Origin of the sequence: Streptococcus infantis (assembly GCF_047463615.1) — a bacterium.
GTDB classification, from domain to species: domain Bacteria; phylum Bacillota; class Bacilli; order Lactobacillales; family Streptococcaceae; genus Streptococcus; species Streptococcus infantis_X.
Map to the genome: position 1 here is coordinate 81,151 of NZ_JASHDO010000002.1, position 14,416 is coordinate 95,566.

The 14,416-nt window shown below is 41.0% G+C and carries 13 protein-coding genes; 6 read left to right on the forward strand and 7 right to left on the reverse strand.

The window, feature by feature from the left end; translation table 11 throughout:
- The first annotated feature begins 25 nt into the window (after positions 1 to 25).
- From QM874_RS03690 to QM874_RS03705, 4 genes are all read left to right on the forward strand, one after another.
- On the forward strand, positions 26 to 970 hold the full coding sequence (locus tag QM874_RS03690; RefSeq protein WP_036758156.1) for a magnesium transporter CorA family protein: 945 nt from the start codon (positions 26 to 28) through the stop codon (positions 968 to 970).
- A 12-nt stretch (positions 971 to 982) separates the two neighbouring features.
- Complete coding sequence (locus tag QM874_RS03695) at positions 983 to 1,657, forward strand: DUF1129 domain-containing protein (protein ID WP_016466360.1); 675 nt, start codon at positions 983 to 985, stop codon at positions 1,655 to 1,657.
- 200 nt (positions 1,658 to 1,857) lie between these two features.
- Entirely contained in the window at positions 1,858 to 2,121 is a 264-nt protein-coding gene (locus QM874_RS03700; RefSeq protein ID WP_004250486.1) for a SemiSWEET family transporter, read from the forward strand.
- A gap of 103 nt (positions 2,122 to 2,224) precedes the next feature.
- A complete protein-coding gene (locus QM874_RS03705) occupies positions 2,225 to 3,262 on the forward strand; it encodes a S66 family peptidase (protein ID WP_414316262.1) in 1,038 nt (345 codons plus the stop codon).
- Positions 3,263 to 3,316: 54 nt separating this feature from the next.
- Here the strand turns inward: QM874_RS03705 and QM874_RS03710 are convergent, their stop codons facing one another.
- The 3 genes from QM874_RS03710 to mutL form a co-directional block, all read right to left on the reverse strand.
- Entirely contained in the window at positions 3,317 to 3,880 is a 564-nt protein-coding gene (locus QM874_RS03710) for a DNA-3-methyladenine glycosylase I (RefSeq protein ID WP_254724675.1), read from the reverse strand.
- Between the two features lie 9 nt (positions 3,881 to 3,889).
- Complete coding sequence (gene ruvA, locus QM874_RS03715) at positions 3,890 to 4,483, reverse strand: Holliday junction branch migration protein RuvA (protein ID WP_414316263.1); 594 nt, start codon at positions 4,481 to 4,483, stop codon at positions 3,890 to 3,892.
- 120 nt (positions 4,484 to 4,603) lie between these two features.
- Complete coding sequence (gene mutL / locus QM874_RS03720; RefSeq protein WP_414316264.1) at positions 4,604 to 6,553, reverse strand: DNA mismatch repair endonuclease MutL; 1,950 nt, start codon at positions 6,551 to 6,553, stop codon at positions 4,604 to 4,606.
- Between the two features lie 334 nt (positions 6,554 to 6,887).
- Between mutL and tyrS the strand changes: the two genes are divergently transcribed.
- Positions 6,888 to 8,144: a tyrosine--tRNA ligase gene (gene tyrS / locus QM874_RS03725; protein ID WP_075232332.1), complete on the forward strand. Its 1,257-nt coding sequence runs from the start codon at positions 6,888 to 6,890 to the stop codon at positions 8,142 to 8,144.
- A 78-nt stretch (positions 8,145 to 8,222) separates the two neighbouring features.
- Here tyrS and QM874_RS03730 read toward each other — a convergent pair whose 3' ends face one another.
- On the reverse strand, positions 8,223 to 10,283 hold the full coding sequence (locus QM874_RS03730; RefSeq protein ID WP_075232331.1) for a heavy metal translocating P-type ATPase: 2,061 nt from the start codon (positions 10,281 to 10,283) through the stop codon (positions 8,223 to 8,225).
- Position 10,284: 1 nt separating this feature from the next.
- Positions 10,285 to 10,563, reverse strand: coding sequence for a DUF6110 family protein (locus QM874_RS03735; RefSeq protein ID WP_000910904.1), 279 nt, complete (start codon positions 10,561 to 10,563; stop codon positions 10,285 to 10,287).
- 151 nt (positions 10,564 to 10,714) lie between these two features.
- Between QM874_RS03735 and QM874_RS03740 the strand changes: the two genes are divergently transcribed.
- Positions 10,715 to 11,563 (forward strand): putative RNA methyltransferase, encoded by an 849-nt coding sequence (locus QM874_RS03740; protein WP_075232330.1) that lies wholly within the window; start codon positions 10,715 to 10,717, stop codon positions 11,561 to 11,563.
- Positions 11,564 to 11,671: 108 nt separating this feature from the next.
- On the opposite strand, the gene QM874_RS03745 is transcribed toward QM874_RS03740, so the two are convergent.
- Positions 11,672 to 11,878 carry a hypothetical protein gene (locus QM874_RS03745; protein WP_317627985.1) on the reverse strand — a complete coding sequence of 69 codons (207 nt, stop codon included), beginning with the start codon at positions 11,876 to 11,878 and terminating at the stop codon, positions 11,672 to 11,674.
- A 278-nt stretch (positions 11,879 to 12,156) separates the two neighbouring features.
- Complete coding sequence (gene glgP / locus QM874_RS03750; protein WP_414316265.1) at positions 12,157 to 14,415, reverse strand: glycogen/starch/alpha-glucan family phosphorylase; 2,259 nt, start codon at positions 14,413 to 14,415, stop codon at positions 12,157 to 12,159.
- Between the last annotated feature and the right edge of the window lies 1 nt (position 14,416).

Below are 14,416 nucleotides of genomic sequence, written 5' to 3' on the forward strand. Positions count from 1 at the left end.
AATAGATTAGGAAAGGATAGGGGATATGAAACAAGTCTTTCTCTCAACAACAACAGAATTTAAAGAGATCGATACGCTCCAGCCGGGCACTTGGATCAATCTCGTCAATCCTACACAAAGCGAATCGATGGAAATCGCTTCTGCCTTTGATATTGATATCGCTGACCTCCGTGCACCACTCGATGCGGAAGAAATGTCTCGTATTACCATTGAAGATGAATACACTCTGATTATCGTAGACGTTCCCATTACCGAGGAGAGAAATAACCGTATCTACTATGTAACTATCCCCTTGGGGATTATCATCACAGAGGAGGCTATCATTACCACTTGTTTGGAGCCTCTCCCACTTCTAGATGTCTTTATCAATCGGAGACTTCGGAATTTCTATACCTTTATGCGTTCGCGCTTTATCTTTCAAATCCTCTACCGCAACGCTGAAATTTATCTGACAGCCCTTCGTTCAATTGAACGTAAGAGTGAGCAAATCGAAACCCAACTTCACAAATCTACTCGAAATGAAGAATTGATTGAACTCATGGAGTTGGAAAAGACCATCGTCTACTTCAAGGCCTCTCTCAAGACAAATGAGCGCGTGATTAAAAAATTGACAAGCGCAACTAGCAATATTAAGAAATACCTTGAAGACGAAGACTTACTTGAAGATACCTTGATTGAAACGCAACAGGCCATCGAGATGGCGGATATCTATGGAAACGTCCTTCACTCTATGACAGAGACCTTTGCCTCTATCATTTCAAACAACCAGAACAATATCATGAAAACCTTGGCCCTCGTGACCATCGTTATGTCTATCCCGACTATGATTTTCTCAGCTTACGGAATGAACTTTAAGGACAATGAAATCCCTTTAAACGGAGAACCGCATGCTTTCTGGCTCATCGTCTTTATCGCCTTTGCTATGAGTGTTTCTCTCACTCTTTACCTCATCCATAAAAAATGGTTCTAAACAGGAGTTATTATGTCACAGATTGATTTAAAAGAATTAACAAAGAAAAACCAGGAATTTATCCATATTGCAACCCAGCAATTTCTCAAGGACGGGAAAACCGATGCCGAAATCAAGGCTATCCTTGAAGAAGTCATTCCTCATATCCTTGAGGAGCAACCAAAAGGAGTGACAGCTCGTTCTATCTACGGAGCACCAACTCACTGGGCTCATAGTTTCAGCGAAAAAGAGCAATACGAAAAAGAACATCCAAAAGAAAACGACGATCCAAAATTGATGATGTTGGATTCAGCCCTTTTCATCACAGGATTATTTGCAGTAGTTAGCGCCTTGATGAGCTTCTTCTCAAACCAACCTGTGGCCTACGGATTGGTAACACTTATCAGTGTAGGAGCCTTTGGTGGAGTTGCCTTCTATCTTCTCTACCACTTCATTTACCGCTACTACGGACCAGATACTGACCGTAGCCAACGCCCTCCATTCTGGAAATCACTTTTAGTTATGTTGGCAACCATGTTTGCCTGGGTTCTCATCCTCTTCTTGAGTAACTTCCTTCCACAAGCCATCAATATTAGTCTCCCACCACTTGTTTTGTTGGTGATTGGAGGAGCACTTCTTGCCCTACGTTTCTACCTCAAAAAACGTTTCAACATCAAGAGCGCAAGTGCTGGACCAGCTAGATATTAAGATAAACAAAAAAAGTAGTGTGTTTTACAGACAGACTACTTTTATTATGGCTCCAAAGCATTTTTTGATTCTCCAAAGAAAAGTAGCTACATTTTCTAAAAACGTTCTAATGTAACGGCTCCCCTTAAAATCCCTAGGTTTTATCCTTGAATTCAAGTTGTTTTTCTGTTATGATAATAAAGTAATAAGGAGAAATATATATGACTAAACAGAGAATTAATCAAATTGTCGGTTCAATTGGTGCCTTTATCGGGATTATTGTATTTATAGCCTACATCCCCCAAATTTTTGCCAATTTACAAGGAAATAAAGCTCAACCATTCCAACCTTTATCAGCAGCAGTCTCTTGCTTAATCTGGGTCATTTATGGATGGACAAAAGAACCTAAGAAAGACTGGATTCTAATCATTCCAAACTCGGCTGGGGTTATCCTTGGCGGACTGACCTTCCTTACTGCTCTATAAGAATGCAACTACTATAAAAAGCCTTCTTCTGGCTCTAATTCTTGTTGTTTTCCCTCATCTTTTGTGATAAAATAAGCTCAATCTATTTCTCGGAGGATAAGATATGGTTTCTACTATTGGTATTGTGAGCTTGTCTAGTGGCATTATCGGAGAGGACTTTGTAAAACACGAAGTGGACTTGGGTATCCAACGTCTCAAGGACCTAGGACTCAGTCCTATCTTTTTGCCCCATTCGCTAAAAGGCTTAGACTTTATCAAAGAACATCCTGAAGCTCGTGCGGAGGATTTGATGCAGGCATTTTCTGATGAAAGCATCGACATGATCTTATGCGCCATCGGTGGAGACGATACCTATCGTTTATTGCCTTATCTTTTTGAAAATGACCAACTACAAAAGGTTATCAATCAAAAAATGTTTCTTGGCTTCTCGGATACAACCATGAACCATCTCATGTTGCATAAACTGGGAATCAAGACTTTTTACGGCCAATCATTTCTAGCAGATATTTGTGAGTTAGACAAAGAAATGTTGCCATATAGCCTCCACTACTTTAAAGAATTGATTGAGACTGGAAAAATCTCAGAAATCCGCCCTAGCGACCTTTGGTATGAGGAACGGACTGATTTTAGTCCCAAGGCTCTGGGAACACCTCGTGTCAGCCATACAAATACAGGTTTTGACTTGTTACAAGGAACTGCACAGTTCGAGGGGGAAATCCTCGGCGGTTGCCTCGAATCCCTCTACGATATCTTTGACAACTCTCGATATGCAGATAGCACAGACCTCTGCCAAAAATACAAACTTTTCCCTGACTTGTCAGACTGGGAAGGAAAAATCCTCTTGCTAGAAACAAGCGAAGAAAAGCCTGAACCTGAAGAATTCAAAAAGATGTTGCGGACTTTAAAGAACACTGGGATATTTGAAGTCATCAGTGGACTCTTGGTCGGAAAACCTATGGATGAAACCTTCTATGACGACTATAAGGAGGCTTTAATGGACATCATTGATAGCACTATCCCGATTGTCTATAATCTAAACGTTGGCCATGCCACACCAAGAGCAATTATTCCCTTTGGAGTCCACGCGTATGTAGATGCAACGGATCAAGTCATTCGCTTTGACTATAACAAAGAAAGCTGAGATGAATTTCTCAGCTTTTTCAATATTCTCAAATACTTTCGCTATCTGTACTCACTACTTACCGCTTTTCCATTCACAATCATTCTCGTGGTCATCAACCAAACCTGCAGCTTGTAGAAAAGACAAGACAGCAACTGGCCCAGTGAACTTAAAGCCTCGTTTTTTGAGATCTTTGGCTAATTTCTCAGACAAAGGTGTTTTAGCTGGGGCTTGGCGATAATTAGGAACATCGTTAACGACAGTTTTCCCCTCAACAAAAGACCAGAGATAGGCATCAAAAGAACCATAATCTTCCTGTAGTCGTAGAAAGGCTTGGGAGTTGGCACGTGTCGCAAAAATCTTAGCTCTATTTCGGATGATGGCTGGATTATCCAGCAAAGCTTCCAATTCGGTGTCAGTCATCTCTGCGACTGCTTGAATTTGATAGCCATAAAAGGCTTCTCGGAAAGCTTGTCGTTTGTTGAGCACTGTTTCCCAAGATAGTCCAGCCTGATAAGTTTCCATACAAAGCAACTCAAAAAGCGCTCGGTCGTCATGTAGGGGTTGACCCCATTCCTCATCGTGGTAGGCTACATACAGAGGGTTGTTCATTTTAACCCAGCCACAGCGTTTTGGCATAGAAATCTCCTATTTCACCAACATCTTAAGGGCCGACTTGATATAATTCTCTGCTGTATCTGTCGTTCCTTCAAAGAATTTCTTAATTTTCTTGAGCTCTGCTGCCTTGTAGCCCAATGCCAACATGGCTTCCATAGCTTCTTCCAGTTCTTGGTTTTCAGCGCTGGTTTGCACTGCCACCTTGGCAGGAAGGTCATCACTAGCCACGACTACCTTGCCTTCCAAGTCCAGCACCATCTGTTGGGCTGTTTTCTTACCAATTTTAGGGAACTTGGTCAAGTAGGTGATGTTCTTAGTCTCGATGGCTTGAACCAAACCAGCATTGTCATCAGCAGCAATAATAGCAAGAGCTGATACAGGTCCAATACCTGAGACCGAAATCAGACTGAGAAAGAGCTTCTTCTCATCTTCTGTGCGAAAGCCGTAGAGCAGATGCGCGTCCTCACGGACAACTTGGTGCACATAGATTTGTGTCTCTTGATTGACCTGGCCTGAGTAAGCATAGGGATTGGCTACATGCAAGATATAACCGATACCGTTGGTTTCAAGAACGATATATTTGGCAGTGATTTTGGTAATAATACCTTTTAGATATTCGTACATAATTTTTCCTTCAATTTATACTCAATGAAAATCAAAGAGTAAACTAGGAAGCTAACCGTAGGCATAACTTAAGTTAGACAAGGTAAGGCTGACGCAGTTTAAAGAGATTTTCGAAGAGTATTAGTATTTGCCTAGTTCTCGTAGGCTGGTGTGATTTTCTTGAATGCGACGGAACATCTTTTCCATATCTGACTTGGTAAAGTGGACCAAAACAGGGCGTCCGTGCGGACAGTTGTAGGGGTTGTCGCATTTAGAGAGCTGATAGAGGAGCTGTCTGGCTGAGTGATCATCGATACGATGGTTGGCCTTGATGGAACGCTTGCAGGACATCATAATTGCTAGCTCTGCTCGGTATTTCTTGATTGAAACTTCCTTGGTCAAGAGGAGCATGTCGCACATCTCATAGATTCCAGACTCAATTTCCTCCTCTGCCATCCAAATGGGATGTTCGCGTAGGATGAATTGATTCTCCCCGTACTCTGCTAGAAAGACACCAACTTCCTCTAAAAGAGACATTCTTTCCTTGAGACGAAGGGCATCATCCGCAGGAAATTCAAAGATATAGGGCACTAGGAGTTGCTGCTGGCTCTGGTCAACATTGCCAATGCTCTCACGGTACTCCTCATACTTAACCCGTTCCTGAGCCGCGTGCTGATCTATGATGTAGAGCCCATCTCGACCTTGGGCAAAGAGATAGGTTCCATGCATCTGACCGAAAAATTCCAACTCTGGGAAGCTTGAAGATTCTTCCCGCTCCAACTTATCATAAGCCTTATCCAAACTAGCTAGATCTAACTCTGGATGGTCCAGTTGGTCATAGCTAGCAGGCTTTCTCTCTGCAAAATGCAGTTTAGCTGGCTTGGTCAGCTGGTCCAAGGTTTCCTTAGCAAACAGATTCAAATCCTGTTTCTCTTCATTAAGGTTCACCTGATGGTCTGCCACCTCTGCTTGTGTCGGTCTTGTCGGTTTGTTTTTTTCATAGTAGAGCGTATTTTCTCTCAGTGGCAAAGTCGTTTGCTCTACTTTTTCACGATTGCGAACAGTAGATTTTGCCAGATTTTCCAAGGCATCTGGAATCAAGGTCTGTTCCTTGAGACTCTTTGCAATAGCTTCTGAAACCAGCGCCATTAGTTCTCTTTCCTTGGAAATCCGCACCTCTTGCTTGGTTGGATGCACATTGACATCTGCTAGATAAGGATCAATATGGATGTGAATAACAGCCAGCGGAAAACGCCCCACCATGAGCTTGCTACCGTATCCATCTAAAATGGCACGATTGAGCAAGAAGTTTTTGATATAACGGCCATTGATAAAAAGGCTGATGTAGTTACGATTAGCCCGTGTCAATTCCGGCAATGAGACAAAGCCTGAAATTTCAAAGTCTAGGTCAGCATTCTCAATCTCAACCATTTTTTTAGCACTGGCTAAACCATAAATTCCAGCAATGGCTTGACGCAGTTGACCCGTACCAGCTGTTCGTGTCATTTCCTTGCCATCACTAATCAGGCTAAAAGAAATCTCAGGATGGGCTAGCCCCAGACGATTGACAATATCAATGATATGAGACAACTCTGCCTGCTGGCTCTTCATATACTTGAGACGAGCCGGTGTATTGAAAAAGAGATCCTCCACACAAACCTTAGTCCCCACAGGACTGGTCGCTGGAATGATTTCCTCAACTTCTCCCCCACGAGCCACTAACTTGGTCCCGTGACTGGCACCATCCACCGCTGTCAACAAAGTCAAAACACTGACAGATGCGATAGAGGGCAGAGCTTCACCACGAAAACCGAGGGTCCGAATCCGAAAAAGATCCGCTTGATTCTTAATCTTACTGGTCGCATGACGACGGAGAGCCAACTCGACTTCATCGTGGGCAATCCCGTGCCCATTATCGGTAATTTGGATTTTCTTAAGACCAGCTTCTTCAATCTCAACGATAATCTGGCTAGAGCCAGCATCAATGGCGTTTTCAACTAGCTCCTTGACTACACTAGCAGGACGTTCGATGACTTCTCCTGCTGCGATCTGATTGGCCAAGACTTCTGGCAATTCAATAATATGAGACATCTTTCAGCCCCTTTCTTAACTATTTTTATCTATTTCTCTGAAAATAATACTCTTCAAAAATCTCTTCAAACCACGTCAGTCTCGCCTTGCCGTATATGTGTTACTGACTTCGTCAGTTCTATCCACAACCTCAAAACGGTGTTTTGAGCAACCTGCGGCTAGTTTCCTAGTTTGCTCTTTGATTTTCATTGAGTATAAGCTAGTGCTATTATACCATATTTCACTCGTTTCCAAAAAAGTCCAAGTAGCAACTTTCTTCCCGATTTTACTAGGTTATTTGCTAAGTTTGTGGTACAATAGGTAGAAACAATATTTTAAAAAGGAGAAAAGACACATGCACATTTTTGATGAGCTAAAAGAGCGTGGTTTGATTTTTCAAACGACTGATGAAGAAGCTTTGCGTAAAGCCCTAGAAGAAGGTCAAGTTTCTTATTATACTGGCTACGATCCAACTGCTGACAGCCTTCACCTAGGCCACCTTGTCGCTATCTTGACAAGTCGTCGTTTGCAGTTAGCAGGTCACAAACCTTATGCGCTCGTCGGCGGTGCTACTGGTCTCATCGGAGATCCGTCCTTCAAAGATGCTGAGCGTAGTCTCCAAACAAAAGACACAGTAGATGGCTGGGTCAAGTCTATCCAAGGACAACTTTCTCGCTTTCTTGATTTTGAAAATGGTGAAAATAAAGCTGTCATGGTCAACAACTACGACTGGTTTGGCAGCATCAGCTTCATTGACTTCCTCCGTGATATCGGAAAATACTTCACTGTCAACTACATGATGAGCAAGGAGTCTGTTAAAAAACGAATTGAAACAGGGATTTCTTACACTGAGTTTGCCTACCAAATCATGCAAGGGTACGACTTCTTCGTTCTTAACCAAGAGCACAATGTAACCCTCCAAATCGGTGGTTCTGACCAATGGGGAAATATGACTGCTGGTACAGAATTACTTCGTCGTAAGGCTGACAAGACTGGTCACGTCATCACTGTCCCACTCATTACAGACGCAACTGGTAAGAAATTTGGTAAATCTGAAGGGAACGCTGTTTGGCTCAACCCTGAAAAGACTTCTCCATACGAAATGTACCAATTCTGGATGAATGTTATGGACGCTGATGCTGTTCGCTTCTTGAAGATTTTTACCTTCTTGTCACTGGATGAGATTGAAGAGATCCGTAAACAGTTTGAAGCAGCACCACACGAACGCTTGGCTCAAAAAGTCCTCGCTCGTGAAGTCGTAACACTTGTCCACGGAGAAGAAGCCTACAAAGAAGCTCTCAACATCACTGAGCAACTCTTTGCAGGAAACATCAAAAACCTTTCTGTCAAAGAGCTTAAACAAGGACTTCGTGGTGTACCAAACTATCAAGTACAAGCAGATGAAAATCACAACATCGTTGAACTTCTTGTATCTTCTGGCGTGGTTAACTCAAAACGCCAAGCCCGTGAAGACGTACAAAATGGAGCTATCTACGTCAACGGCGACCGTATCCAAGACCTTGACTATGTCTTAGGGGATAACGATAAATTAGAGAACGAACTCACTGTTATCCGCCGCGGTAAGAAGAAATACTTTGTATTGACTTACTAAATTGTTAAACATTTACCTATAAACAAAGGAGTTACCCTCGAGAAAGGTAACTCCTTTTTGCTGTGAATAGTCCCCCACCTATCCCTTAATAGACAGGCTACGCAGTACAATGCGCAAGGTTGTTAGATTATGTAAGATAGAGAGATTTGAAGGACTGAGCCAATTAAATAAGCCAAAGCCAATCAAACTACTATTTACGACAACGGTATCTTGAATATTCTTCTTGATGAGTGTTTGCAAAGATGATGATAGCGAATCCAACTCTTGGAAGAAATCCAAACGATTATCTAACAATAAGATATCACTCATCTGCTTAGAAATATCTGCACTCTCATTCATCACCACACCGATATCTGATAGGGTTAGAGCAGCTGAGTCATTCAAGCCATCTCCAACCATCAAAATAGTGTGACCTGCTTTCTGCAGTTCCTCTACTAACTCAAATTTTCCATCAGGTTTCAAGTCTGTATAGACCTGATCAAAGGGCAAATCTTTGACTAATTCCTCTGTTCTAACCAAGGTGTCCCCTGTTGCCAGAATCAATTTTTTCCCTTGTGCCTTAAGTTTCTCCAAGGCTGCTTTTGCTTCTTTTCTCAAAGGAGTATGAATACAGAACATTCCAATCAATTCATTCTGATAAGCCAAGAATAAGAGATTGTAGTGACTCTTGTACTCTTCAATTAAAGCATTTTGTTCTGAACTGATATGAATCTGCTCATCCTGCATCAAGACATAATTCCCAATAAGAACTGGTTGGCCATCTATATGAGATTTGATCCCCTTGCTTGCGATATATTGGAGTTTCCCATGCATTTCCTCATGTTCAATTCCCTCTATCTCAGCTTGCTTGACGATAGCATTAGCAATAGGATGATAAATGTGTTCCTCAAGACAGGCACTGATTCTGAGAATATCTTCCTCACTATAGTTCCCAAAAGGTAACACCTTTTCAACTATAGGATAACTAGTTGTGATTGTTCCCGTCTTATCAAACAAGAAAGTATCAACTTCCAGATATTTCTCCAGAACATCCCCATCCTTAATCACCATTTCACGATTCAACCCTTCCTTGATAGCTGTCAAATAAGCTACAGGAGTAGAGATTTTCAAAGCGCAGGAGAAATCGACCAATAGGAAAGAAATAGCCTTCGAAAAAGAACCTGTCAATAGGTAAGTCAGCCCAGCCCCCAAGAAATTATATTTGACGACCTTGTCCGCCATTTTGATGAAATAGCGTTGTTTCGTTTTCTTGTTTTCTTCAGATTTCTTCATCAACTCAATCAGTTGTAAAATCCGGCTGTTCATCTGATTATCGGTTACACGAATGCGTAACTCTCCAGTTTCTAATACTGTATTTGCACAAACCAAATCAGACTCTCTTTTTTCAACTGGAAAACTCTCTCCCGTCAAGGAACTTTCATTGACCATACCTAAACCTGAAACTACTTGTCCATCAAACAGAATTTCATTTCCTTGAGATAGGACCAAGACGTCTCCTATTTGAACATCGGAACTCTTGATACTAACAACCGTATCGCCCTGTACTAGGAATACATCGCTCTCTTTTGCAAGAAGACTCTGTTCTAAATCTGTTGCAGTTTTTTTCAAGGACCACTGATCTAAATGATTCCCCAAATCAAGCATAAACATGATATTGCTAGCCGTCTTGGATTGGTTCATAAACAAGGACAATAAAATCGCCGAACAGTCCAAGACTTCCATTGTTAGTTCCTTACGCGCTAGTGTTTGATAGGCTTCTCTAATATAGCCAAAGGCCTGATAACAAGTCCATATATAGCGAATAGGATACGGCACAAAACTACGAAAAAGTATACGCTTAATCGCTGCACCTGAAACAATAGAATAAGCACTCTCTTCTCTACGAATGGGAAGAGTCATCAACTCAGAAACTTTCCCTTTATCAATTCTTTTTAAAAAGGCTTCTGCATTATCTAATACAGAAAAGCCTTCTTTTATACGTAGAGTAAAGTGCTGTTGATCCATGTAAAACTGGATAGACTCAATCCCCTTTTCATCTCTCGCCAAGGAACGAAGATAGTCTTGAATATCCAAGGTGAGTGAAAAAGAAGATGATAGTCGGATATGTTGGTATCCTCTATGTAGCACTTTAAAAGACATATTATTCTCCTATAAGGCTATCTAATTGCTCTTCTTTTTTCTCTTGCTCGTACAAATATTTAGCATCTTGCAAGACATCGTCTCCATGTTGCTTCACGACAGAAACAGATGCATCTAGCCCGTCTTTCAACTTGTAAGCCTTAGCCAAAGCTTTAGAATAACCTTTTTTAGCTTCCTTACTTGCTAAGATTTTCAAACCAAGGGTACCAAATGCGACACCACCCAAAAAGAGTGATGATTTTTTCGCAACTTTTGCAACGCTTAATACTTCTTTTAACATACTTATTTCCTCCTTATCATTATTATATAGCAATTTAGATATAAAAGCAATTTTATTCTATAAATTGGAGAATTAGTTTTATTTCTACTGAATCTCCCATCTACTTATTCCTAAAGTTGCTTTCATTTGCCTCTTTTGATACACTTAAACTATGAATACAAACCTCAAACCTAAACTCCAGCGCTTCGCTTCTGCGACTGCCTTTGCCTGTCCTATCTGTCGAGAAAATCTGACCTTGGTAGAATCTAGTCTTAAATGTGAGAATCGGCATTCTTTTGACCTGGCAAAATTCGGCTATGTCAATCTAGCCCCTCAAATCAAGCAATCCGCTAATTACGACAAGGAAAATTTTCAAAACCGTCAACGAATCCTAGAAGCTGGCTTTTATCAAGCTATTTTAGAGGCCGTCTCTGATTTACTTTCAAACTCAAAAAATGCCAAAACAATTTTAGATATCGGTTGTGGCGAAGGATTCTATTCTCGCAAACTCCAAGAAAGTCATCCTGACAAAACCTTCTATGCCTTTGATATTTCCAAAGATTCCGTCCAAATCGCTGCCAAGAGTGAACCCAACTGGGCAGTCAATTGGTTCGTTGGGGACCTTTCTCGCCTTCCTCTGCAAGATGCCAGTATGGATATCTTACTTGATCTCTTTTCCCCTGCCAATTACGGAGAATTTCGTCGCGTTTTATCCAAAGACGGTATCTTGATAAAGGTTATTCCAACTAAAAATCACCTCAAGGAAATCCGTCAGAAGGTACAAGACCAGCTGACAAAGAAGGATTATTCAAACCAAGATATCAAAAAACACTTCCAAGAACACTTCAGCATCCAATCTAGTCAGATAGCTTCTCTGACCAAGTCTATCACAGCAGAGCAAAGGCAAGCCTTACTCAGCATGACACCCCTACTCTTTCACGTTAACCAAAGCAAGATTGATTGGAGCCAACTGACAGAGATTACTATCGAAGCAGAGATTCTAGTTGGGAAAGCACTGTAAATAAATTTTTGAAATAATACAAAACCCGCACCTCTTCTTGAGATGCGGGTTTAAATCGCGATTTTTCACTGTCTTTCCGAAAAGTATAAAAAATTTTGACCTCTCCATTTATTTTCGATTTGAAATGACAAATTTATCAATAAATAGCAAGTGATATAAGGCAAGTGATGCCCCATAACAACATCCATGAAAAGAGATTTCTTGATGAGTCAGTGGAAACGAAGAACTATTACCCGTATAAAGGCATGACCAAATTACAAGAAGAATCCAAAATAAATCAGTCCATTTATATTTTGAAAAATATTTTTTCCACATAAAAACACCCTCTTTCTTTATTACAATACTATTATAATACTGTATGTAAACGAATACAAGAAATTTGAGGTAGCATCTAAGAAGAACCTCAGGTTTAAAGGTAGTAAAACCAGCCTTCTTAGTGTCCTCTAGGTCTGATTTTTAAGTCTAGAAATTATTGACAAATTATTTTTTCTTTTGAGACCAGTCAACCTCAAATCCACAACATTAAAAAAAGCGAATTTCAATTGAAACTCGCTTTTTTGCTAGATAGTGTAATAACTATTAAATTGTATATCTTAGTTCAAGTGCCAGATATCTTCGTTGTACTGAGCGATTGTACGGTCAGATGAGAAGAATCCTGCTTTAGAAATGTTAACGATAACTTTGTCCAACCATGCGTCACGGTCTTCGTAGTCAGCCAACATTTGCTCTTTCACTTTGATGTAGTCTTCCAAGTCAAGAAGAGTCATGAACCAGTCTTTGTTGATTAATTCGTTATAAAGACGTTCCAAGCGTTCTTTCTTACCAACTGCAAGAACTGCATCGCTAACGATAAAGTCAACCAATGGTTTGATCGCTTTACGAGCGTAGAATTCGCTTGATTTGTAAGCTGATTTTGCGTAAAGGTCGATAACAGTTTCTGAATCTTCACCGAAGATGTAGATGTTTTCGTCTCCAACCAACTCAGCGATTTCCACGTTAGCACCGTCCATAGTACCAAGAGTCAAAGCTCCGTTCAACATGAATTTCATGTTACCAGTACCTGAAGCTTCTTTAGAAGCAAGTGAGATTTGTTCTGAGATATCACATGCTGGGATAAGGAAGCTTGCTGCAGTAACGTTGTAGTTTTCAACCATCACTACTTGCAAGTGTGGAGCCACTGCTGGATCGTTAGCAATAACTTCTGACATGCAAAGGATCAAGTGGATGATATCTTGAGCAATTGTGTAGGCAGGAGCTGCTTTACCACCAAAGAAGACTGTGATTGGACGAGCAGGGATGTTACCAGCCTTGATGTCAAGGTATTTGTGGATCACATACAAAGCGTTCATTTGTTGACGTTTGTACTCGTGAAGACGTTTGATTTGGATGTCAAAGATAGAGTTTGTATTGATTTCCACACCTTGGTGCTCTTTCAAGTGACGAGCCAATTTACGTTTGTTGTGAGATTTGATGCTTTCCAATTTTTCTTTGACAGCAGCCTTGTCTTCGTATGAAAGAAGGTCTTCCAATTTAGAAGCTTCATGGTGCCATTCGTGGCCAAGAATCTCATCCAAGTAGTGAGACAAGCTTGGGTTCGCATGCATAAGCCAACGACGGAAAGTAATACCGTTTGTTTTGTTGTTGAATTTTTCTGGGTAGATATCGTAGAAAGCTTTCAACTCTGAGTTCTTCAAGATTTCAGTGTGAAGAGCGGCAACCCCGTTTACGCTGTATCCATAGTGGATATCCATGTGGGCCATGTGTACACGATCGTTTTCATCAATGATTTGAACAGCTGGATCTTTGTATTCTGCTTTAACACGACGGTCCAATTCTTTGATGATTGGTACCAAGTGAGGAACCACTTCTTCCAAGAATTCAAGAGGCCATTTTTCAAGGGCTTCAGCAAGGATTGTATGGTTTGTGTAAGCAGTCATGCTACGAACGATAGAGATTGCTTCATCAAGTTCGATACCACGTTCAGTCAAAAGACGGATCAATTCAGGAATCACCATTGATGGGTGAGTATCGTTGATTTGTACAACTGCGTAGTCAGCAAGGTCATGCAAGTTGCTTCCTTTTTCGATTGCTTCATCGATGATCAATTGTGCACCGTTTGAAACCATGAAGTATTGTTGGAAGATACGGAGCAATTCACCTTGTTTGTCGCTATCGTCTGGGTAAAGGAAAAGAGTCAAGTTGTGAGCGATGTCTGTCTTATCAAAGTTAATGCCATCTTCAATGATAGATGAATCAACTGAATCCAAGTCAAACAAACGCAAGCGGTTTTTCGTAGCAGTTTTGTAACCAGGTACATCGATATCGTAAAGAGTAGATGTCAATGTAAAGTGTGCAAATGGCACTTGGTAGCTACGGCTTGAGCGAACCAACCAGTTTTGGTCAGTCAACCAAGCGTTAGGAATAGTTTCTTGTTGGTTGTTTTTAAGCACTTGTTGGAAAAGACCAAAGTGGTAGTTCAAACCAACACCGTCACCGTTCAATCCAAGTGTAGCGATTGAGTCGATAAAGCAGGCTGCCAAACGTCCCAAACCACCATTACCAAGTGATGGTTCCAATTCTACTTCTTCGATTTCGATCAACTCTTTACCTGCGTCAGCAAGTTCTTTTTTAACTTCGTCATAAAGACCAAGGTTAATCAAGTTGTTTGACAAGAGTTTACCAATCAAGAACTCAGCTGAGATGTAGTAAACTTTTTTCTTACCAGTGTTCACTGGTTTTTGGCTGCTTGCAAGTTTGCTGTAGTTAAGAAGAGCAAGGTAAAGCTCCTCATTGCTACATTCTGCGATAGATTTATTGTAACGATTTTGTACAAATTCTTTTAATGGTAACATT